20 protein-coding genes and 1 pseudogene are annotated in these 22,124 nt (G+C 62.8%); 13 read left to right on the top strand and 8 right to left on the bottom strand.

Features of this window, described 5'->3' with window-relative positions:
• Window positions 1-136 precede the first annotated feature (136 nt).
• The 10 genes from AB0O87_RS13765 (at window position 137) to AB0O87_RS13720 (ending at window position 9,688) form a co-directional block, all read left to right on the top strand.
• The gene (locus AB0O87_RS13765; protein WP_363517145.1) at window positions 137-454 is read left to right on the top strand and encodes a hypothetical protein; all 318 of its coding nucleotides are present in this window, start codon (window positions 137-139) and stop codon (window positions 452-454) included.
• Complete coding sequence (locus tag AB0O87_RS13760) at window positions 451-732, top strand: HPr family phosphocarrier protein (protein WP_363517142.1); 282 nt, start codon at window positions 451-453, stop codon at window positions 730-732. Before AB0O87_RS13765 ends, AB0O87_RS13760 begins: the two co-directional genes overlap by 4 nt.
• Window positions 729-2,414, top strand: coding sequence for a phosphoenolpyruvate--protein phosphotransferase (gene ptsP / locus AB0O87_RS13755; RefSeq protein ID WP_363517139.1), 1,686 nt, complete (start codon window positions 729-731; stop codon window positions 2,412-2,414). Before AB0O87_RS13760 ends, ptsP begins: the two co-directional genes overlap by 4 nt.
• A complete protein-coding gene (locus tag AB0O87_RS13750; protein ID WP_363517136.1) occupies window positions 2,411-4,033 on the top strand; it encodes a PTS mannitol transporter subunit IICB in 1,623 nt (540 codons plus the stop codon). Before ptsP ends, AB0O87_RS13750 begins: the two co-directional genes overlap by 4 nt.
• Window positions 4,033-4,467, top strand: coding sequence for a PTS sugar transporter subunit IIA (locus AB0O87_RS13745; RefSeq protein WP_363517133.1), 435 nt, complete (start codon window positions 4,033-4,035; stop codon window positions 4,465-4,467). The genes AB0O87_RS13750 and AB0O87_RS13745 overlap by 1 nt, the downstream gene beginning before the upstream one ends.
• Window positions 4,464-5,621: a mannitol-1-phosphate 5-dehydrogenase gene (locus AB0O87_RS13740; RefSeq protein WP_363517130.1), complete on the top strand. Its 1,158-nt coding sequence runs from the start codon at window positions 4,464-4,466 to the stop codon at window positions 5,619-5,621. The genes AB0O87_RS13745 and AB0O87_RS13740 overlap by 4 nt, the downstream gene beginning before the upstream one ends.
• 89 nt (window positions 5,622-5,710) lie before the next feature.
• Window positions 5,711-7,003: an NAD(P)/FAD-dependent oxidoreductase gene (locus tag AB0O87_RS13735; protein ID WP_363517127.1), complete on the top strand. Its 1,293-nt coding sequence runs from the start codon at window positions 5,711-5,713 to the stop codon at window positions 7,001-7,003.
• Window positions 7,000-7,953, top strand: a complete 954-nt coding sequence (locus AB0O87_RS13730) for a bile acid:sodium symporter family protein (protein WP_363517124.1) — start codon at window positions 7,000-7,002, stop codon at window positions 7,951-7,953. The genes AB0O87_RS13735 and AB0O87_RS13730 overlap by 4 nt, the downstream gene beginning before the upstream one ends.
• 13 nt (window positions 7,954-7,966) lie before the next feature.
• On the top strand, window positions 7,967-8,932 hold the full coding sequence (locus AB0O87_RS13725; protein WP_363517121.1) for an SDR family oxidoreductase: 966 nt from the start codon (window positions 7,967-7,969) through the stop codon (window positions 8,930-8,932).
• A 9-nt stretch (window positions 8,933-8,941) separates the two neighbouring features.
• Window positions 8,942-9,688, top strand: a complete 747-nt coding sequence (locus AB0O87_RS13720) for an alpha/beta hydrolase (RefSeq protein WP_363517120.1) — start codon at window positions 8,942-8,944, stop codon at window positions 9,686-9,688.
• A gap of 3 nt (window positions 9,689-9,691) precedes the next feature.
• Here the strand turns inward: AB0O87_RS13720 and AB0O87_RS13715 are convergent, their stop codons facing one another.
• From AB0O87_RS13715 to AB0O87_RS13680, 8 genes and pseudogenes are all read right to left on the bottom strand, one after another.
• Window positions 9,692-10,807 (bottom strand): adenosine deaminase, encoded by a 1,116-nt coding sequence (locus AB0O87_RS13715; RefSeq protein ID WP_363517118.1) that lies wholly within the window; start codon window positions 10,805-10,807, stop codon window positions 9,692-9,694.
• A 49-nt stretch (window positions 10,808-10,856) separates the two neighbouring features.
• On the bottom strand, window positions 10,857-12,182 hold the full coding sequence (locus AB0O87_RS13710; protein ID WP_363517115.1) for a thymidine phosphorylase: 1,326 nt from the start codon (window positions 12,180-12,182) through the stop codon (window positions 10,857-10,859).
• A 104-nt stretch (window positions 12,183-12,286) separates the two neighbouring features.
• Window positions 12,287-12,661 (bottom strand): annotated as a pseudogene (locus tag AB0O87_RS13705) (cytidine deaminase); the annotation flags it as partial.
• A 27-nt stretch (window positions 12,662-12,688) separates the two neighbouring features.
• Window positions 12,689-13,969, bottom strand: coding sequence for an ABC transporter permease (locus AB0O87_RS13700; protein ID WP_363517112.1), 1,281 nt, complete (start codon window positions 13,967-13,969; stop codon window positions 12,689-12,691).
• Entirely contained in the window at window positions 13,966-15,240 is a 1,275-nt protein-coding gene (locus AB0O87_RS13695; protein ID WP_363517109.1) for an ABC transporter permease, read from the bottom strand. The genes AB0O87_RS13700 and AB0O87_RS13695 overlap by 4 nt, the downstream gene beginning before the upstream one ends.
• Window positions 15,237-16,745: an ABC transporter ATP-binding protein gene (locus tag AB0O87_RS13690; RefSeq protein WP_363517106.1), complete on the bottom strand. Its 1,509-nt coding sequence runs from the start codon at window positions 16,743-16,745 to the stop codon at window positions 15,237-15,239. The genes AB0O87_RS13695 and AB0O87_RS13690 overlap by 4 nt, the downstream gene beginning before the upstream one ends.
• 97 nt (window positions 16,746-16,842) lie before the next feature.
• Window positions 16,843-17,937, bottom strand: a complete 1,095-nt coding sequence (locus AB0O87_RS13685; protein WP_363517103.1) for a BMP family ABC transporter substrate-binding protein — start codon at window positions 17,935-17,937, stop codon at window positions 16,843-16,845.
• Window positions 17,938-18,097: 160 nt separating this feature from the next.
• Window positions 18,098-19,213: a mannose-1-phosphate guanylyltransferase gene (locus AB0O87_RS13680; protein WP_363517100.1), complete on the bottom strand. Its 1,116-nt coding sequence runs from the start codon at window positions 19,211-19,213 to the stop codon at window positions 18,098-18,100.
• Between the two features lie 180 nt (window positions 19,214-19,393).
• On the opposite strand from AB0O87_RS13680, the gene sdhC reads away from it, so the two are divergent.
• Genes sdhC through sdhA form a run of 3 tightly spaced genes read left to right on the top strand, consistent with a single transcriptional unit; the run spans window position 19,394 to window position 22,123 of the window.
• Entirely contained in the window at window positions 19,394-19,825 is a 432-nt protein-coding gene (gene sdhC, locus AB0O87_RS13675) for a succinate dehydrogenase, cytochrome b556 subunit (RefSeq protein WP_363517097.1), read from the top strand.
• Window positions 19,826-19,827: 2 nt separating this feature from the next.
• Window positions 19,828-20,277, top strand: coding sequence for a succinate dehydrogenase hydrophobic membrane anchor subunit (locus AB0O87_RS13670; protein ID WP_363517094.1), 450 nt, complete (start codon window positions 19,828-19,830; stop codon window positions 20,275-20,277).
• A gap of 19 nt (window positions 20,278-20,296) precedes the next feature.
• On the top strand, window positions 20,297-22,123 hold the full coding sequence (gene sdhA / locus AB0O87_RS13665; protein ID WP_363517091.1) for a succinate dehydrogenase flavoprotein subunit: 1,827 nt from the start codon (window positions 20,297-20,299) through the stop codon (window positions 22,121-22,123).
• Window position 22,124 lies beyond the last annotated feature (1 nt).

Raw genomic sequence — 22,124 nt, 5'->3', positions numbered from 1 at the left:
TTGTCTCGACGTGCTCTCCATGATGTCAGCAAGCGGCATCCGCTGGGCGGAAAGCCCTGTTCCGCAGGGGCGGAAAGGAACCTGTTGGCGGGATGTCTTCCGGTTTCACAGACTGTTATCAGGAAGGTGGGCATCGATGAGGATTCTCGTGGTGTGTGGCGCTGGGGCGTCCAGCACATTTGTCGCGCAACGGCTTCGCAACGCCGCCGCAGCGGCCGGTCTCGATTGGGACGCAACGGCTGGCACAGAAGCCGCTGTGGCCCACTCAGGCGGAGACCTCGTCCTTGTCGGCCCTCACCTCAGTGACCGCCTCGAAGCGATCCGTTCAGGCGCAGACGCGCCCGTCGCTTTGCTGCCTGACGATGTCTTCGCAGACCGCGATGGCTCTCGCACCCTCGATTTCGCCCGTTCGATCCTCGCCGAAACCGGCGAGACCCCGAAAGGAACACCATGACCGCCACCCGCACCGTACGAATCGGCTCTTCTCACGGGCTGCACGCTCGCCCAGCGAAGCTCTTCGCACAGGCAGCTAAGAACTCTGGCCTGGCCGTGACCATCACCAAGGGGTCAGGCAAGCCGGTCAACGCGGCCAGCATCCTCGGCGTTATCGCCCTCGCCGTGGAGTATGGCGACTACGTCACCCTTTCGGCAGACGGAGAAGGTGCAGACAACGTCCTGGACACCCTCACCGACCTGCTCACCACAGACCATGACGAGGACGCCGCCGGATGAGCGAGCTTCGGGGGGTAGGAATCGGCCTTGGCGTTGCTCAGGGACCGGTCGTGCGCATGGCTGAGGCGATGCCAGCACCAGAGAACACACCAAGCACGGCAGGTGCCGAATCGGAGCGTCACCGCGTTCGCGAAGCCATCTCCTCTGTGGCGCACGAGCTGAACGAAAGAGGCGAAGCCGCAGGCGGGTCAGCGCAGGAGGTCCTTGAGGCCCAAGCGATGATCGCCGAAGACCCGACGCTGCAAGACGAGGTCGACGAAAGAATCGACGCGGGCGCGACAGCAGAGTGGGCAGTGCACGACGCGTTTGCCGGATTCCGCGCCACCCTTGAAGCAGTGGGTGGATACCTCGGCGAGCGCGCTGCCGACCTCGACGACATCGCTCAACGGGTGCTGGCGCACCTTCGCGGAGTGGCTGCTCCCGGTGTCCCGAATCCTGGTCATCCGTTCGTGCTGGTGGCAAGGGACCTTGCCCCCGCAGACACCGCGTTACTCGACCTCGACCAGGTGCTGGCCCTTGTCACCACAGACGGCGGGCCCACATCGCACACCGCCATCCTCGCGCGAGAAAAAGGCATCGTGGCCATCGTGGGCGCCGTGGGCGGCACCGCATTGACGACCGGCGAAAGCGTGATCGTCGATGCCGCCAGTGGCGTCGTGACCCGCGACCCGTCGGAGGATGAAAAAGCGAGAGCCACCGAGCGTGCAGCCGCGCGCCGGTCAGCCGACAACGCCCCGCTCACTCCGGGCGCACTGGCCGACGGCACCCCAGTGGCGCTGCTTGCCAACCTGGGAAAGCCGAGCGACGCCGCCGATGCGGTCTCTCGCGGGGCCGAAGGTGTCGGGCTCTTCCGTACCGAGTTTCTGTTCCTCTCCTCTGCCCAGGCTCCGACGATCGCGCAGCAGCGAGAGTCGTACCGCGAACTGCTCGCGGCGTTCCCCGGCAAGAAGGTCGTGGTTCGGATGCTGGATGCCGGGGCAGACAAACCCCTTGCCTTCCTCAACGACGCGCATGAAGAGAACCCGGCCCTTGGCCTCAGGGGATTGCGCGCACTGCAAGCCAGCGAAGACATTTTGCGCGAGCAGCTCACCGCACTCGCCGAAGCAGATGCTGCGACCGAAGCAGATCTGTGGGTCATGGCACCGATGGTGGCCACGGTCGACGAGACCAAGTACTTCACGGGTCTCGCGCGCGAGTATGGGCTCAAGACCGCCGGTGTGATGGTCGAGATTCCCGCAAGCGCACTCCTGGCAGACCGGGTTCTCGCGCACGCTGATTTCGCGTCTATCGGCACCAACGACTTGACCCAGTACACGATGGCTGCTGACCGCATGCTCGGCTCTGTTGCGGGGTTCCAAGACCCGTGGCACCCCGCCGTTCTCCGCCTCGTCAAAGAAGTGGGCGACGCGGGAGCAAAGCTCGGCAAGCCGGTCGGCATTTGCGGTGAAGCCGCGGCCGACCCTCTCCTTGCCGTTGTGCTGGTGGGGCTCGGCGCCACCAGCCTCTCAATGGCGCCGTCTGCTTTGGCCGATGTGCGCACCACACTCTCTGCACGTACCGCGTCTGAAGCCAAAAGCCTCGCCGAAGCCGCCCTGGCCTCGGATGACGCATCCTCCGCCCGAACTGCCGTAGCGACGCTTGCGGCGACATACCCCCTTCACAAGAAAGAAACGACATCATGACGACGACGTCACCCGCCGCCAGCAAACCAGGCGGCCTCCGCGTAGGAGTGCAACGCCTCGGCACGTTCCTCTCCGGCATGATCATGCCGAACATCGCGGCCTTCATCGCCTGGGGCTTCATTACGATGCTCTTCATCCCCAAGGGATTCTTCGGGGCGGAGAGCCCCTTCGGTTGGCATTGGGCAGGAGTGTCCGAGATCATCGGTGGCGGTGGCGACTCCGTCCTCATCCAGTGGCAGGGCGCCATGACCACCGTGGCGGAGGGCGATAGCGGCAACATTCTCGCGTACGTCGGTCTCGTCGGGCCGATGGTCACCTACCTCCTCCCCCTCTTGATCGCCAACACTGCAGGCCGCATGGTCTACGGCGATCGCGGCGGTGTCGTCGCCTCTATCGCAACAGTGGGCGTGATCGTCGGTACCAACATCCCGATGTTCCTCGGCGCGATGATCATGGGCCCCCTTGCCGCATGGATCATGAAGAAGACCGATCAGCTGTGGGACGGCAAGATTCGCCCAGGCTTCGAGATGCTTGTCAACAACTTCTCCGCCGGAATCATGGGTATGCTCCTCGCGATCGTCGGGTTCTTCGCCTTCGGTCCGATCATGCTTGCCATCAGCGATGTGCTCGGCAAGGCGGTCGACTGGCTGGTCGAGCTCCAGCTGCTGCCGCTCGTTTCGATCATCGTGGAGCCAGCGAAGGTGCTGTTCCTGAACAACGCCATCAACCACGGTGTCTTCACTCCCTTGGGAATCGAGCAGGCGGCTGAGACCGGAAAGTCGATCCTCTTCCTCATCGAATCGAACCCTGGTCCCGGCCTCGGTCTGTTGCTTGCGTTCAGCTTCTTCGGTGTCGGAGCTGCGAAGGGTTCGGCACCCGGTGCTGCGATCATCCAGTTCTTCGGTGGAATCCACGAGATCTACTTCCCGTACGCCCTGAGCAAGCCGACCACCATCCTGGCGCTCATCGCCGGTGGTGCAGCCGGAGTCACCACCAACATGCTCTTCAACGGTGGCCTCGTGTTCCCGGCAGCTCCCGGTAGCATCATCGCCGTGTTCTTCGCAGCGATCGGCGCTGGCGTCGGCAACGTTCTCGTCGTCCTTTTGTCGGTGGTAATCGCCGCTACGGTGACGTTCCTCATCACCGGTGTGATTCTGCGGGCTTCGCGCAAGCGCGACCTCGAAGCAGAGGGCGACAGCTTTGGCGCCGCGATCGCACAGACCGAGGCGAACAAGGGCAAGTCCTCGACAGCAATGGACGCTTTGCGCACCTCGACAGATGCTGCCGCTCCCGCCGCGGCGACCGCTACCGCCGTGGCGACCGCACCGATTGAAAACATCGTCTTTGCCTGCGACGCCGGTATGGGGTCTTCAGCAATGGGCGCGAGCGTGCTGCGCAACAAGATCAAGAAAGCAGGCATCGAGGGCGTGACGGTTACCAACCAGGCGATCGCCAACCTCGATGGCACCGCAGACGTCGTGATCACTCAGCAACAGCTCACCGAGCGTGCCAGCGCGAAGTCACCGAACTCCATTCACGTATCTGTCGACAACTTCATGAACTCTCCCAAGTACGAAGAGGTCGTTGATATGGTGCGCGAACAACGAAAGGAATCATGATGAGCGTTCTCACCCCTGGGCAGGTCCGCATTCATTCGGGCGGGACAACCCGCGACGAAGCGCTGCGGGAAGCAACAGACATCCTCGTCGCCGTTGGCGCCGTCACCCCGGCATACGTCGATGCCATGCGTCAGCGCGAAGAAACCGTGTCCACCTTCATGGGCAACGGACTCGCGATTCCACATGGCACCAATGACGCGAAAGACACCATCCTCGCCTCGGCGCTCTCTGTGGTCCGCTACGACGGGGGCGTTGACTGGGCGGGTGAACCGGCGAACTTCGTGATCGGCATCGCTGGAATCGGTGATGAGCACCTCGAGATCCTCTCGCGGATCGCGATTCTCTTCTCTGAAGAAGACGACGTCGCCAAGCTCGCCGCCGCACAGACATCAGAAGAGCTGTATGCGCTGCTTGCGGAGGTGAACGAAGGATGAAGGCGGTCCACTTCGGGGCTGGCAACATCGGACGCGGATTCGTTGGCCTGCTGCTGAATGAAGGCGGGTACGAAGTCGTCTTCTCCGATGTCGCTGACGCGCTGGTTGACGCGATCAACGCAGCAGACTCCTACACCGTGCACGAGGCCGGCCCCGGAGGGACCGATCACGTCGTCACCGGGTTTCGCGCGGTAAACAGCCGCACCGATCCGGCGGAGCTGGCGGAAGAAGTGGCGTCGGCTGACGTCGTCACTACTGCTGTGGGGCCGACGGTGCTGCGCTTTGTTGCCCCGTCGATCGTCGCTGGGCTCGCCCTGCGCGCCCCAGACGCCGCTCCGCTGCAGATCATGGCCTGTGAGAATGCCATCGGCGCCACCGACCTGTTGCGCAACGAAATTGCGACCGCAGCGGGGCCGGACGCCGAGACGCTGCTGTCACGAGCAGTGTTTGCGAACACCGCGGTTGACCGCATTGTGCCTGGCCAGCCAGAAGGAGCAGGAGTCGACGTCACTGTCGAGCCCTACTTCGAATGGGCGATCGAGGCTCCCCCCTTCGGAGACAACCTCCCCCACATTCCCGGCGCGCACTTTGTCGATGAGCTGGGTCCGTACATCGAGCGCAAACTCTTCACGGTGAATACGGGCCACGCTGCCACGGCATACTTCGGAGCACGTGCAGGCATCGAGCGCATCTCCGATGCACTCGCCGACGCAGATATTGCCGCCCGCGTCTCTGCCGCCCTCGAAGAGACATCTGCGGTCTTGGTCGCAGAGCACGGTCTTGACCCTGACGATCTGGCACAGTACCGCGCCACGATCCTCGACAGATTCCGCAATCCCTCCCTTGTGGACACGGTGCAGCGTGTGGGACGCCAGCCCCTGCGGAAGATCTCGCGGCACGAGCGTTTTGTCGGTCCGGCAGCAATGGCCGCGGAGCGCGGGCTCTCTACCGAGGCTCTCGTTGCCGCGGTGCTCGCAGCACTTGAATTCGACGAACCGTCAGACGAGCAGTCCGTCGAACTTCAGCAACTGCTGAAGAGCGAGGATCCGCACGCGTTCACCGCGCGCGCAACGGGGCTCGATCCAGAGCATCCGCTGTTCGCTCAGATCAGGGAGGCTGTCGCCACCAGGCAGCAGCAGCTCGCCACTTCCTGAGGGCACCCCGCGCATTGACGCCCCCGTCCAACCGATACGATCGGTGGGACGGGGGCGTTTTTTAAGCACAGTGACGTGCGGGGAGCACCATGAACACATACGCCGTAATCGGCGCAGGGCCATCGGGTCTTGCCGCCACAAGGGCACTTCAGAAGCGCGGGATAGCCGTCGACGGCTACGAAGCCTCCCACGGCGTTGGTGGCCTGTGGGATATCAACAACCCTCGCAGCACCATGTATGAGTCTGCGCACCTGATCTCATCGCGCACGACGACGGAGTTCGCGGAGTTTCCGATGCGGTCACGCGTCGACTACCCCGGTCATCGTGTGTTGCGTGAGTATTTCGAACAGTACGCCGCGCACTTCGGGCTCTCTGCCCTGTATCGCTTCAATACGCGGGTCACCCGACTGGAACCGCACGAGGGCGGCTGGTACCTCTCCAGCACAGGGCCAGAGGGAGAAAGCACCCGATGGTACGCCGGAGTCGTGCTGGCCAACGGCACGCTCGCTGAGCCGAACGTGCCTCGCTTTTCGGGTGAGTTTTCCGGCGAGCTGATGCACACCAGCGCATACAAATCGCCCTCCCAACTCCGAGGTAAGCGGGTGCTTCTGATCGGTGCAGGAAACTCTGGATGCGACATCGCTGTTGACGCAGTTCACCACGCAGAATCTGTCGATATGAGCGTGCGGCGTGGGTACTACTTCGTCCCCCGCTATCTGTTCGGCAAGCCAAGCGACACCCTCAATCAGGGGCGTCCGCTGCCTGCGAAAATCAAGCAGGCTGTCGACAGTCGAGTGCTCCGGGCTTTCACCGGCGACCCTGTGCGGTTCGGGTTCCCGAAGCCCAATTACCGCATTTATGAGTCTCACCCGATTGTGAACACGCTCATCCTCAATCACCTCGGACAGGGCGACCTCCAGATCCGACCCGATATCGACCGATTCGACGGGTCGACGGTGCACTTTCAGGATGGAAGTGCAGACGACTACGACCTGGTCATGCTCGCCACCGGCTACACGCTCGACTACCCGTTTGTGGACCGCGAGCACCTGCACTGGCACGGCGCCTCACCGAGACTATTTCTGAACGTCTTTCCGGCATCCTTCAACGGCTTGTTCGTGATGGGCATGATCGAGGCATCCGGCATTGGCTGGCAGGGCCGTTACGAGCAGGCAGAGCTGCTCGCGTCCTATCTCGACGCAGCCGAAAACGACGCCGCGCGCGCCGCGCGTTTCCGCGAGCGTGTCCTCGGTGAGCCATGGCCAGACCTCAGCGGCGGATACCACTACCTCGGCCTTGACCGGATGGCCTACTACGTCAACAAAGACGCGTACCGAGGCGCCGTCAAGAAGGAGACCACCGCGCTGGAGGTGGGAGCGTGAACGTCGACGAGGTCGTTCTGTCGTTCACACCTGGCTCGCTCACCATCTTAAATGTCGTGCTCGGGCTGATCATGTTCGGCATTGCGCTGGGGACATCACCGCGGGATTTCCGGGTCGTCGCTCAGCATCCGAAGCCTTTCGCCATCGCGATTCTCGCTCAGCTCTTGCTGTTGCCCGTCGTCACCTTTTTGCTCACGCTGGTGCTCCCTGTGACCCCATCGATGGCGCTCGGCATGTTGCTGGTGGCATGCTGCCCGCCGGGGAACATTTCTCAGGTGCTCACGCATCGCGCGGGTGGCAACGTGGCACTTTCGGTGTCGATGACCGCCGTCGGCAACCTTGTCTATATTTTCGCGTTGCCGCTGAGCATCACCTTCTGGGGATCGCTGCACCCCACTGCGCGCACGCTGCTGCGCGACGTTGCTGTCGATCCGTGGCGGATGCTCCTAGAGATTCTGCTCATCATCGGGCTCCCCTTCGCGCTCGGTTTGCTGCTCAGGGCGAAGGCACCAGGGTTCAGCGCTCGCGTGCAGCCGATCGTGAAGTGGTTCAGCCTCATCGCGCTGCTCGGCTTCATCATCGCGGCTCTTGTCGGCAACTGGGCGGTCTTCGTGCAGGTACTAGGGGTGATTCTGCTCGTCGTCGCCGTGCACGACGCCGTAGCTCTCGCACTGGGATACGGGACGGCGGTGGTCGGAGGACTCGGCACGAGAGAGCGCAAGGCGATGACGTTCGAGGTGGGTATTCGCAACGCAGGCCTCGGCCTCGGTCTCGTCTTTCTGTTCTTTGATGGCCTCGGCGGTATGGCCATCGTCGCTGGTTGGTGGGGCATCTGGGATATCGTTGCCGGCCTCGTTGTCGCAGGCGTCTGGGCAAGACACACGAAGAGGCGCACCGGGGCGACCTCAGGCGATGCCAGCGGACGCTCCCCCGCGGAGGTCGTCCAGTGACTGAGGTTGTCCGATGAGGAGGGTGCTCATCACCGGCGGCGGCGGGTTTCTGGGATCACACGTCGCTGCCGCGTTGGCGCAGAGAGACGACGTGGAGATTGTGGTGGCTGCCGACCTCCGGTCAGCGAAGTCGCAAGCAGGTGTCGTCCCGGCGATCCTCGATGTGACAGAGAGCACAGCGATTGCGCCGCTTCTGCGCGAGCACCGTATCGACACCGTGGTGCATCTGGCTGCCATCGTCAATCCTGGTCGCAATGTCGACCAGGAGTACCGCGTTGATGTGACCGGTTCCGCTAACGTCCTCGCCGCATGCGCACAGGAAGGCGTGCGGCGGATTGTCGTCTCCAGCTCAGGAGCGGCGTACGGTTATCACCCAGACAACCCTGACTGGATTGGAGAGGATCAGCCGCTACGAGGCAATGATTCCTTCCCGTATGCCAGACACAAGCGGCTCGTCGAAGAGATGCTGTCACGGTACCGCCACGAGCATCCAGAGCTTGAGCAGGTCATCTTCCGCATTGGCACTATTTTGGGGCCGACAGTTCAGAATCAGATCACCGCCCTCTGGGACGCAAAACGCATCCTCTGCCTCGCCGGTTCCGAGTCTCCTTTTGTCTTCATTTGGGTGGACGATGTCGCCGCCGCCATGGTGCGGGCAGCGACAGATGGTCCGCCAGGCATCTTCAACGTTGCGGGTGATGGCCGAATGACCACCACCGAGATCGCCGCCCGTCTGGGTAAGCGGCGACTCATCCTGCCTGCATGGACGCTCGCCGCCGCGCTCCGGGTCGGCCAGACACTGAGGCTCACCCCACACGGGCCAGAGAAGGTGCCTTTTCTGCGTTACCGCCCCGTCTTGGCAAACCAGAAACTGAAAGACGAGTTCGGATATCGACCGCAGCGCACCACCAGCGAGGCGTTCGAGGACTACCTCCTGACCCATTCGGACGTGGCCCGACGGCGGCACGCTGCGGAGTAGCGTTAACCCGTGCAAAAGAAGCCTGGTCGCCGCATCTGGAAACGTGTGCTGTGGGGCGTGGCAATCGTCCTCGCTCTCCTCATCGGCGGATTCATCGCCTGGACGCAGATCGGCGTCATGCAGGCAGATCCCGAGCAGCTGGCCTCTGTGCGAGAGAACTCTGCCATCACGGTGACAGATGCGGAGGAGGGCATCGTGCTCTCCCCCGCCGGCGGCGAGTCAGACACCGGCCTCGTGTTCATCCCTGGCGCCAAGGTGGACCCATGGGCATACGCCGCGATCCTGCAGGGTCTTGCCGAAGATGGCACGACTGTGGTGATCACACGGCCATGGTTAAACCTTGCGTTCTTCGATCCGCGCGGCCTCGATGCCTTCACCTCTGCCGCCTCTGATGTGAGCGTTTGGGGTGTGGGCGGGCACTCACTTGGCGGTGTGCGCGCGTGCCAGCTTTCTGCAGACGCCGACGCACTGGTGCTGTTCGCCTCCTACTGCGCGAACGACCTATCAAGCAGCGGGCTTCCTGTGCTCAGCCTGGCGGGAAGCGAGGATGGCCTCTCGACACCCGAGAAGGTCGCCGACGCCAGAGACCAGCTCCCTGCGGATGCGCAAATGGTGGAGATCGAAGGTGCAGCACACGCGTCGTTCGGCGACTACGGCGTGCAGTCGGGTGATGGCACCCCCACCATCTCCACGGAGGAGATGCATGCGGAGGTCACCCAGCTGACCACTGACTTCTTCGCGCCGCTGGCGCCCTAACGGTCAGTCAGCGAAGCCGTCTGCGATCATTTCGACGAGCTCTTCACGTTCTTCCACCGGGAGGAAAGCCGCAGAGGCAGCGTTGAACTGGAACGTCTCGATGTCGTCGAGATCGTACTCGAACGCCTCGACGAGCAGCGCGAGTTCACGTGTCAGTGAAGTACCGCTCATGGTGCGGTTATCGACATTCACGGTGACCGAAAAGCCCAGTTGGTAGAGCAGATCGAAAGGGTGGTCAGCGAGCGTCTTACCCCAGGCAGCGACTGCCCCCGTCTGCAGGTTCGACGACGGTGAAAGTTCCAGCGGAATCTCGCGGTCGCGCACCCAGCGTGCCAGGTCGCCAAACTGCACCTGCACTTCGTCGCCCTCTTCCGTGATGACCTGCAGGTCTTCGGCGATCCGCACACCGTGTCCGAGTCGCAGCGCGCGTCCGTCGATGAGAGCGGAGCTGATCGAATCGGGACCAGCAGCCTCGCCTGCATGCACAGTCACGGGGAAGAAATTCTCGGCAAGGTAGTCGAATGCCGCGCGGTGGTTTGAGGGCAGGAATCCGTCTTCTGGACCAGCAAGGTCGAAGCCGACCGCCCCACGGCCGCGGAAGGCAACCGCAAGTTCTGCGATTTCGCGCGCACGATCCGTGTGACGCATCGCGGTGATCAGCTGCCCCACACGGATATTCTGCCCCGCACGATCGACAGCATCTTCGCCCTCTTCGATCCCCTGCTGGACGGCCTCTACTGTCTGTTCCAGTGATAAACCCCGACCGAGGTGCTGTTCCGGGGCCCAGCGCATCTCACCGTAGATGACTCCGTCAGCTGCCAGATCCTGCACAAACTCCCGCGCAACGCGCGTCAGCCCTTCTTTGGTCTGCATCACCCCTGTGGTCAGGTCGAAGGTCTTGAGGTACTCCACCAGCGAGCCCGCATTGCTCTGCTTCTGGAACCACTTCCCCAGGTGTGCCGGATTGGTCTCCGGGACCTCGAGACCGATCCCATCCGCCAGCTCGATGATCGTCGCTGGGCGTACGGCGCCATCGAGGTGGTCGTGCAGCGACACCTTCGGAAGGCTCCGCAGCGAGACGCCCTCAAGGGTGACATCGCCGTTCGCATCGATCGACATAGGATCCTCTCGGTCGCGGAAGTGCTCAGTTCAGGCTAGTGGTCACAGCTCACGCTGTGATGCGCTCGTGGACGATCGGTCCCCGCTGGAACGAAGACGCCGCGGCGGCATCCGCAATCTCCCACGACCCTTCGAGGGCGTCGAGTGCCCGCGCGAATCGCGCGTCGTCCGCCGCAGAGAGTGTGAACAGCGGCTGGCCTGCCACCACCCGGTCGCCCGGCTTGGCATGCAGGTCGATGCCCGCTTCGAAGATCACAGGGTCTTGCGCACGGGCGCGCCCTGCGCCCAGGCGCCACGCCGCCACACCAAAGGGCAGCGCGTCCATCCGCGTGACGATACCGTCGGTCGTCGCCAGTACCTGATGCGTCTCGCGCGCCGTCGGCAGTGCCGCGTCTGGGTCGCCGTCCTGTGCGCGGATCATGGCCTTCCAGCTGTCCATCGCGCGTCCATCATCGAGGGCAGCTTCGACATCAGCATCGGGTTGCCCTGCAAGTGCGAGCATTTCTCGTGCCAGCGCTATCGTCAGTTCGCGCACATCTGCGGGGCCACCACCGGCCAGGATCTCCACCGATTCACGGACCTCGTTCGCGTTACCGATCGCGAGTCCGAGCGGAACGTTCATGTCTGTCAGCAACGCTGTGGTCGCCACGCCTGAGTCTGTGCCCAGCGCGACCATCGTGCGCGCAAGCTCGCGGGCACGATCGATGTCTTGCATGAACGCCCCTGAACCGAACTTCACGTCCAGGACCAGAGCGTCTGTGCCCTCGGCGATCTTCTTCGACATGATGCTCGAGGCAATCAGCGGAATTGCTTCCACCGTGCCTGTCACGTCGCGGAGAGCGTAGAGCTTCTTATCTGCGGGGGCGAGGCCTGAACCTGCCGCACAGATCACGGCACCGACATCACCCTGCATCTGGGCGAACATCTCTTCGTTGCTCAGCGCGGCTCGCCAGCCGGGGATCGCTTCGAGCTTGTCGAGCGTGCCTCCGGTGTGCCCAAGACCGCGTCCACTCAGCTGCGGCACTGCCACACCGAACGAGGCGACCAGCGGCGCAAGCGGCAGCGTGATCTTGTCGCCCACTCCGCCAGTGGAGTGCTTGTCGACGGTGCGCTTTCCGAGCGATGCGAAACTCATCCGCTCTCCAGAGGCGATCATCGCGTCGGTCAGGACGCGAATTTCGTCGCGCTCCATCCCGCGCTGAAGAACGGCCATCGCAAACGATGCCATCTGCGCGTCGGAGACGTATCCCCTGGTGTACGCATCAACCATCCACCGCAGTGCTGGCTCTGGCACGACACCACCATCGCGCTTTGCGCGAATAACGTCAACGGCATCGAACGGCTCAATGGCTCCGTGAGCCTGTGGGTCTGTCATCGTGCTTCTCCTTCTGATCCCTGAGCCTGAGCCCCTGGTCCCTGAGCCTGCGCCCCTGGTCCCTGAGCCTGCGCCCCTGGTCCCTGAGCCTGTCGAAGGGCTGATGGACCGAACGCATCCGGCAGCACCTCATCGATTGTGCGGATACCGGAGACCGTCTCCAAAAGCATCCCTGGCATGGCATGTTCGAACAGCAGCTGGCGACAGCGCCCGCACGGCATGATCGTTTGCCCATCGTTGTTCACGCACACGAAGGCCACCAGTTGGCCGCCACCTGACATGTGCAGGTCGCCGACGAGAGCGCACTCCGCGCACAACGTCACTCCGTACGACGCGTTTTCGACGTTGCACCCTGCGACGATACGGCCATCACCAACGAGTGCCGCAGCACCCACCCGGTAGCGGGAGTACGGTGCATACGCCTTCGTCATGGCGTCAGTGGCGACCTGGCGGAGCTCGTCCCAGTCGATATCCGTCATTGCGATCTTTCCTTCTTCCCGTCAGTCCTAAGACTTGATGTACGGTTTGCCGTCTGCGGCGGGTGCACGAGACTTACCGACAAGACCAGCCACAGCGAAAATCGTCACGACGTACGGCAGCATGAGCATGAACTGGCTGGGCACCGGCGAGCCGATAACACTGAGCACACCCTGCAGGTTCGTAGCGAACCCGAACAGCAATGCCGCCAGGGTGGCTTTGATCGGATCCCACTGCCCGAAGATCACGGCTGCGAGGGCAATAAAGCCCGCGCCTGCTGTCATCTCCTGGTTGAAGCGCGGCACTGCGACCAGCGTGTAGAACGCACCGCCGAGGCCAGCAACGGCACCGGCGAGCAACACGGCACGGTAGCGCGTGGCCAGCACCTTGATGCCCACGGTGTCGGCAGCCTGTGGGTGCTCACCCACTGCACGCAGACGCAGTCCCCAACGGGTGCGGTACAGCCCGAACCATACAAGCGCGACCACAAAGTACATCAGGTACACGATGAAAGACTGCCGGAACAGGATCGGCCCGATGATCGGGATCTCGCTCAGGAACGGGATAGCGACCGCATTGAACGTGTCAGGGCTGTTCAGGGTCTCTGTGTTCGGAGCCAGCACCTGGCGGAACAGGAACGTGGTGAGACCAATCACCAGCACGTTCAACACGACACCCACGATCACCTGGTCAACAAAGTAGGTGATGGTGAAGAGTCCGAGCACGAGGGCGACGAGCATTCCGGCGCCCATTGCGGCGACGAGTCCTGCCCAGGGGGTGCCCGCAGCGGAAGCGGCAATCGCCGCCGAGAACGCACCGGCCAACAGCTGTGCCTCGATGGCGATGTTGACGACACCAGCACGTTCGCCGATCACGCCGCCGAGTGCACCGAAGATGAGCGGGGTGGCGAGCGCAAGCGCACCGCCCAGCAGGCCGATCATGGGGAGCGTCGCCCCTGCGGCTGCCCAGGCGAGGAAGCCAAGCAGCAGCGCAGCGACGTACACGACGACAAGCCACATCGGGGTGGAGCGCTGTGCGTTTACCAGGAAGACGGCGAAGGCTGTCGAGGCAGCGAGGATGACGACACACACCCACGCCGTGACGTTGGCCGGGAGCACAATGTCAGGCACGGTGAAGAACGCGGCGCCTGATGCCAAGCGGAAGGTGGTGGCACCTTCGCGCGGAGCAAGCAGCGGCAACAGCGCGAACAGCACGGTGAAGACACCGAAAATGATCGGTGCTTTCCACGAGACAACGGTGACTGTGCGAGGTGCTTCGATCTGCGAGGAAGCGGTGGATGCGACGCTCATGCGGACACCTCCTCCTTCTTCGACGCGGTGGTCTTTCGAGTCTTCTTCTTCGGAGACTGACGCCCCGGTTGTGGGAGACCAAACATCGCACGTACAAGCGGCGGTGCCGCGATGAACAGCACGATGAGGGACTGGACGACGAGCACAATCTCAATCGGGATGCCCTGAGAGGACTGCATGGTGAACCCACCGGTCTTGAAGGCGCCGAAGAGGAGCCCTGCACCCAGGATGCCCAGCGGCGAGGAGCGTCCGAGCAGCGCGACGGTGATCGCATCGAAGCCGATACCGGCGTCGATAGCACCACCAAATCCACTCGTTTCACTGCCGAGCACCTGACTGACGCCTGCGATTCCGACAAGCGCCCCGGCGATGAGCATGACCGTGAGGTACATGCGTCCGACATCGATACCGGCGACCTTCGCCGCTGCGGGGTTCTCCCCCACTGCACGGAAGCGGAATCCGAGCGATGAACGCTCCAGCAGCCACCAGACGAATGCCACGGCAACAAGGGCGATGAGGAATCCGAAGTGCAGCTTGTACCGGTCACCGAGAATGAGCGGCAGCACAGAGGAGTCAGGCATCGGCGCGGTCTTGGGGTTGTTCGACCCCGGTGCCTGCAGAATTCCCTGGGTCGCCAGCATCCAGGCCAACAGGTAGATGGCGATGTTGTTGAGCATGATCGTGGTGATCACCTCGTGTGCGCCGGTTCTGGCTTTCAGCAGTCCCGCGATGCCGGCCCAGAGCGCGGCGGCCAGCATGCCTGCCAGCAGCGCGGCGATCAGGTGCAGCGGGAAGGGAAGCTCGAACTGCGTCGCCACGTATCCGGCTGCGGCAGCGGCCATCAGCATCTGGCCCTGACCACCGATGTTGAAGAGACCGGCACGGAAGGCCAGTCCCACACCGAGACCTGCGGCAATCAGCGGCGTCGCAAACCTCAAGGTTTCCGTCAGCGGGCGGATGCCGGTGAGGAAGTCATCGGCGTTGTAGTTGTAGATCGCACCACGGAAAAGTGCGGCGTATGCGCCAGACACGGCGCTCCACACTGCGCCGATCAGGTCGCCTGGACGAGCGAAGAAGTAGGTTGCGGCTTCCTGCACATCGTCGTTGGTCACGGCGATCATGATCGACCCGACCACCACAGCGATCAGGACAGCGAGAACCGAGATGATGCCGTTGCCGGAGACGACGCGCTGGAAGGCCACGCGCCAACGCGAGGGGGCGACAGCGGTTTCCGGGTCTGCGAGAGGGCCGGCGGGCTCTGCGGCGCTCATGCGCGTGCTCCCTTCATGCCGGCCATCATCAGGCCGAGCTGGTCACGAGGCGTGTCGCCAGGCACGATGCCCACCACACGTCCGCGATACATCACAAGAATTCGGTCAGCGAGGGCCGCCACCTCATCGAGCTCGGTCGAGATCACGATGACAGGGACGCCCGCATCACGGGCGTCGATGATGCGCTTGTGGATGAACTCAATCGAGCCGACATCCACGCCGCGGGTCGGCTGCGCTGCGACAAAGAGCGAGAGTTCGCGGCTGAGTTCGCGCGCCAGCACAACCTTCTGCTGGTTACCGCCGGAGAGGCGGCCAGCTGCTTGGGTAGAACCCTGGGTGCGGATGTCGAACTCGACGATCTTCGCGCGTGCGAACTCATCGAGGGCGGCACGGCGCACTGTTCCTGCCGAGACGAATTCACCGCCGAAGGAGCGGTCGAGCATCAGGTTCTCTGCAATAGAGAACTCTTTGACGAGACCGTCGACGCTGCGGTCCTCTGGAACGAACCCGACACCGGCGTCGAGGATCTGCCGCACTGTGCGTCCAACCAGCTCAGCACCATCGAGACGGATGCTGCCGCGCACGTGATCCTGCAGCCCAATAATGGCTTCGGTCAGTTCTGTCTGACCGTTGCCCTGCACGCCAGCAATTGCGAGGACTTCTCCCCCACGCACCTCAAACGAGGCGTCGTCGACGAGCACGGTGCCTACGCGGTCAGTGACAGTGAGCCCCTGCACAGCAAGCCCGTTGTCGCGCAGGTTCGGAGCGTCTTTGTGCACGGTGAGTTCGACAGCACGCCCCACCATCAGCGAAGCAAGCTCCTCGTTCGAGGCTGTGGGCGATGCCTCGCCGACGACTTTTCCGAGGCGGATGACGGTGATCCGATCTGCCACCTCGCGCACCTCGCGGAGCTTGTGGGTGATGAAGACGATCGAGGTGCCCTGCGACTTGAGCTGGCGCATCGTTGCCATCAGCTCATCTGTCTCCTGCGGGGTAAGGACGGCAGTCGGCTCGTCGAACACGAGAACCTTCGCCTCACGCGACAGGGCTTTGATGATCTCGACGCGTTGCTGGAGGCCGACCGGAAGATCTTCGACGAGCGCATCTGGATCGACGTCGAATCCGAAGCGTGCAGAGATCTCGCGCACCTTTGCGCGAGCAGCAGCAAGATCAAGACGTCCGCCAAAGCGGGTCTGTTCGTGGCCGAGCATGACGTTCTCGGCGACCGTGAAGACGGGAATCAGCATGAAGTGCTGGTGCACCATGCCAATTCCTGCGGCCATCGCGTCGCCGGGGCCGGCGAACTGCTGGGCGACGTCGTCCAGCAGAATGTCGCCCTCGTCGGCCTGGTAGAGCCCGTAAAGGACGTTCATCAACGTCGACTTTCCGGCACCATTCTCGCCAAGGAGACAGTGGATCTCACCCTCGTTAACAGTGAGATCAATATGGTCGTTGGCTGTCAGAGCGCCGAAGCGCTTCGTGATGCCGCGGAGTTCAAGCTTCATGTAATCGATCCTATTCAGCAGACCGGAGTGCCGGGCGATCTCCCGGCAGAACAGAACAGGGAGGCCGGCACGAGCCGGCCTCCCTGTTCTTCGGGTGTTACTCGCTCAGGTACGAGGTAACCGTGACGTTTCCGTCGATGATGTCCTGGCGCAGCTGCGTCAGCTCATCCTGCAGGTCGGAGTCGACCTTGTCTGCGAACTCGTGCAGATCGGCAATGCCGACGCCCTCGTTCTCCAGGGTGCCAACGTAAGCCTCAGGGTCGAACTCGCCGTTGCCGCTCGAGAGCACAGCCTCGTACGTGGAGAGGTCCATCGCCTTCAGCACCGAGGTGAGCACGATGTCGGAGGTGCTCGGGTCGGTCTCGAAGAGGTCAGCGTCTGCACCGATCAGGGCGATGTCCTTGCCGGACTCCTTGATCGCCTGCTGAGCCGACTGGTAGATGGGTCCACCGACCGGGAAGATCACGTCGACGCCCTGGTCGAGGATGTTTACCGCGACCTGCTTGGCGTCCTGGTTGGCCTCAAAGCCACCGGTGAAGGAACCCGTCGTGCCGTCCCAGCCAACAACCTCAACATCGGCGCTCTTGGCCTCGTTGTAGTAGTCAACGCCCTGCTTGAATCCGTCCATGAAGATCGTGACGGTCGGGAACTCGCGTCCACCGAAGGTGCCGACCTTGCCGGTCTCGGAGTATCCAGCGGCAAGGTAGCCAGCGAGGAAGGCGGCCTGAGCCGTGTCGTAAAGGAGCGGCTTGACGTTTTCGGCGTCCTTGGTGCCGTCGAAGTCGTTGTCCGCTGCGTCGTCAACAAGGATGAAGTCGACGTCGGGGTTAGCTGTCGCAGCCTCGACCGTAGCGGCCGAAAGGGCGAAGCCGACCGAGACGATCGCGTTGCAGTTCTCGTCAACGAGGTTGGTGATGTTGGGGCCGTACTCGGTCTCGGCGTTGGACTGAACGTCCTTCAGCTCGACGCCGAGTTCTTCGGCAGCCTGCGTTGCACCTTCGAAGGAGAGCTGGTTGAACGACTTGTCGTCGAAGCCGCCCTCGTCCGAGACGATGCAAGGGAGGAAGTCGGGCGTTGCGGCTTCGCCGTCGCTTCCGGATTCCTCAGGGGCCGCGCCGCAGCCGGCAAGTGCAAAGACAACGCCGGCGGCGATGGTCGCGCCCAGCAGCTTCTTGGTGGTGGAGATGGTCAACTGATGCCTCCCTCAGCGAAACCGCGGCCATCGCGGATCGGTCAAATTTACCTACTGTTTCAACTTTTGTGCACGTCGCCGCCGCGACAGCTGGCCAATGGTTACCAAGCTGAAATCAAGCACACCGATGAGCACGCATGGTTGCTCATCGGAGCGCAGCTCACAAAACGTCGCCGCGGCCGCTCAGTTTGAGCGACTCCACGACACCCTTCACACGCTGCGCGTCTTGCACCGTGGTGACCAAAAGAGCGTCAGGGGTATCGACCACCACGATGTCTTTGACTCCGACAAGGCTGATCACGCGCGAAGTCTGGCTCACGAGAATGCCACTGGCACCATCGGTCAGCACTCGCGCATTCGGCCCGAGGACAGCGAGGTCGTTCTTGCGTCCGTTGGTGATGAGCTTGGTCAGCGAGGCGAAGTCCCCCACGTCATCCCAATCGAAGTGCCCTGGAACCACCGCAAGTCGCCCTCGCCGCGCCGCGGGTTCTGCGACGGCGTAGTCGATGGCAATTTTCTTCAGCCGTGGCCAGATGCGGTCAACCGCTGGTCCGCGCTTGTCACGGTCATCCCACGCTTCTGCCAGCTCCAAGAGACCAGCGTGCAACTCCGGCTCGTTTGCCGCGATCTCATCGAGAAGAACACTGGCCTTCGCAATGAACATGCCAGCGTTCCAGAGATATCCGCGGTCAGCGAGGTACTCCTTCGCGGTCTCCAGGTCGGGCTTTTCTACAAAGCTCTCCACGAGTGCGGCCTCGCGCGCTCCGTCGACCACGAGCTCCGGACCCTTCTTGATGTATCCGAATCCGATCGCCGGCTCCGAGGGCGTGATCCCGATTGTGCAGATATAGCCCTCACGCGCGACCTCCACCGCATCACGCACGGCGAACTCGAACACCCGGGTGCTGCGAATCACGTGATCTGCACTGAAGGAACCGATGATCACATCGGGCTCACGGCGATGAAGTACCGCTGCCGCCAAGCCGATCGCCGCCGCAGACTCTCGCGGCTCCGACTCCAACAACACATTGAGGTCGGCGATCCCAGGCAACTCCGCTTCGACGGCAGCGCGATGAGCGCGTCCCGTCACTACCGCGATCCGGTCGGGGCCGGTGAGCGGCTCCAACCGATCCCAGGTGTCACGGAGCAACGAATGCCCCGATCCGGTGAGATCGTGCAAAAACTTTGGTGCATCGGCACGGGAGAGCGGCCACAGCCTGCTGCCAATGCCGCCGGCGGGAATCACTGCGTAGAAATCCTTGATGGGTGCGCTCACCCTCACAGGGTAGCCGTAGCGGCCGTGTCCATATCGAGACACTTAGGCTCCCCTTCGTCGCCCATGGCTCTCTGGCGGGAATAGGATGGACGATGATCGGGCGTGCCTGAAACTTCGACAGGCTCACACTTGAACAAGCGCAGCACGCGACCGAGTCACATCGATCCAGGGAGGACGACCGTGTCCACAAGCGCACGCTTGACACCGTCGATTTCGGAAACCACGTCAAAGACACCGCGCGGAACCCTTTACCGGGGTCGCGAAGGTATGTGGTCGTGGGTGCTTCATCGCATCACCGGAGTCGCTATCTTCTTCTTCCTATTGGTGCATGTGTTGGACACTGCGCTGATCAGGGTGTCGCCGGAGGCGTACAACGCCGTCATCGGCACATATAAGAACCCCATCATGGCTCTGGGTGAGGTTGTGCTGGTGGCTGGCATCGTGTTCCACGCGATGAACGGCCTGCGCATCATCGCCGTCGACTTCTGGTCGAAGGGCGCCAAGTACCAGCGTCAGCTCTTCTGGGGCGTCTTGCTGGTGTGGGGCATCATCATGGCCGGCTTCGTGCCCCGCCACCTGATGCTCGCGTTCGCTGGATTCGGAGGGGAATGACGATGTCTGCTCAGACCGTCTCTGCTGCCCCGGTGCGCCGCCGCCGCGGCGTCAACATTGAAAAATGGGGCTGGATCTTCATGCGCGTGTCGGGCGTCGTGCTCGTCGTGCTGATCTTCGGCCACCTCTTCGTCAACCTCATGGTCGGCGAAGGTATCCATGCCCTCGACTTCGCTTTCATCGCCGGCAAGTTCGCCACGCCGTTCTGGCAGTGGTGGGACGTATTGATGCTGTGGCTTGCCCTTATTCACGGCGCCAACGGCATGCGCACGATCGTCAACGACTACGTAACGAACAACACCGCACGCAAGGCTCTGGTTTGGGCGCTTGGGCTGGCCGCTGGCCTGCTCATCATCCTCGGCACGCTCGTCGTTTTCACATTCGACCCGTGCCTGGGTGTGACCGAGGACAGCGTCCTCTGGTCTGAATGCGCCGCGATCGTCGGGAACTGAGAAGAAGGCTAAAGAAGAAGTGACTAACGAGACGCAGGAATCCGTCGTTCGCGACGGCGTGCACTACCACCAGTTCGACATCGTCATCGTTGGCGCAGGCGGTGCCGGCATGCGTGCCGCCATCGAGGCGGGCTCCGGAGCGAAGACCGCAGTGATCTCCAAGCTGTACCCGACGCGTTCCCACACGGGAGCTGCGCAGGGTGGCATGGCGGCAGCGCTCGCGAACGTCGAGGAAGACTCGTGGGAGTGGCACACCTTTGACACTGTCAAGGGTGGCGACTACCTGGTCGACCAGGACGCCGCGGAGATTCTGGCGAAGGAAGCCATCGAGGCGGTCATCGACCTCGAGAACATGGGCCTCCCCTTCAACCGCACCCCAGAGGGCAAAATCGACCAGCGCCGTTTCGGCGGCCACACGGCAGAGCACGGCAAGACGCCAGTGCGTCGCGCCTGCTACGCCGCAGACCGCACCGGTCACATGATTCTGCAGACGCTGTTCCAGAACTGCGTCAAGCTCGGCATCAACTTCTTCAACGAGTTCTACGTTCTCGACCTGCTCACGGTGAAGGACGCCGACGGCAAGACGCAGGTTTCCGGCGTCGTCGCCTACGACCTCGCCACTGGCGAGTTGCACGTCTTCCAGGCGAAGGCCATCATCTTCGCGACCGGAGGCTTCGGCAAGATTTTCAAGACGACCTCCAACGCGCACACCCTCACGGGTGACGGCGTCGGCATCGTCTGGCGCAAGGGCCTCCCCCTGGAGGACCTCGAGTTTTTCCAGTTCCACCCCACCGGGCTCGCTGGCCTTGGCATCCTGCTCACTGAAGGCGCCAGAGGAGAGGGCGCTATTTTGCGCAACGCCTCTGGTGAGCGATTCATGGAGCGCTACGCCCCGACTATCAAAGACCTCGCACCGCGTGACATCGTCGCCCGCTGCATGGTTCAGGAAGTCGCTGAGGGACGAGGCGCCGGGCCAGAAAAGGACTACGTCCTGCTGGACTGCACCCACCTGGGTGCAGAGGTGCTGGAGACCAAGCTCCCCGACATCACCGAGTTCGCTCGCACCTACCTGGGCGTTGACCCCGTGGTGGAGCCGGTGCCGGTGATGCCGACCGCACACTATGCAATGGGTGGCATCCCCACCAACAACAACGGTGAGGTGCTGGCCGACAACGACACTGTCGTTCCCGGTCTCTACGCCGCTGGCGAGTGTGCCTGTGTGTCGGTGCACGGCGCCAACCGCCTCGGCACCAACTCACTGCTTGACATCAACGTTTTCGGCAAGCGCAGCGGCCGAAACGCCGTGGAGTACGTCAAGACCGCCGAGTTCGTTCCGTTGCCAGAAAACCCGGCCGCATTCGTCTCCGACATGATCGAGGGTCTGCGCAACAACCAGGGCACCGAGCGAATCGCTGTGCTCCGCAAGGCCTTGCAGGACGAGATGGACAAGGGCGCGCAGGTCTTCCGCACGCACGAGTCGCTTCAGCATGTGCTCGGCGTGATCGCTGAGCTCCGCGATCGTTACCTGAACATCCACGTTGACGACAAGGGCAAGCGGTTCAACACCGATCTGCTCGAAGCCGTCGAGCTGGGCTTCCTCCTCGACATTGCAGAGGTTGTCGTCTACGCCGCACAGAACCGCGAAGAAAGCCGCGGCGGCCACATGCGAGACGACTTCCCCAAGCGCAACGACGAGAAGTACATGAAGCACACCATGGCTTACCTGACCGGTGACGCTCATTCGTCTGACCCGGGTGACCACATCAAGCTCGACTGGAAGCCTGTCGTGTTCACGAAGAACGATCAGGGTGAGTTCAACTACCCGCCGATGGAGAGGAAGTACTGAG

The sequence above is a fragment of the Microbacterium sp. NPDC076768 genome (genome assembly GCF_040687205.1).
Classification (GTDB): Bacteria; Actinomycetota; Actinomycetes; order Actinomycetales; family Microbacteriaceae; genus Microbacterium.
Note: the sequence above shows the minus strand (reverse complement) of the source record. Positions and strands in the feature narration are given on the sequence as shown.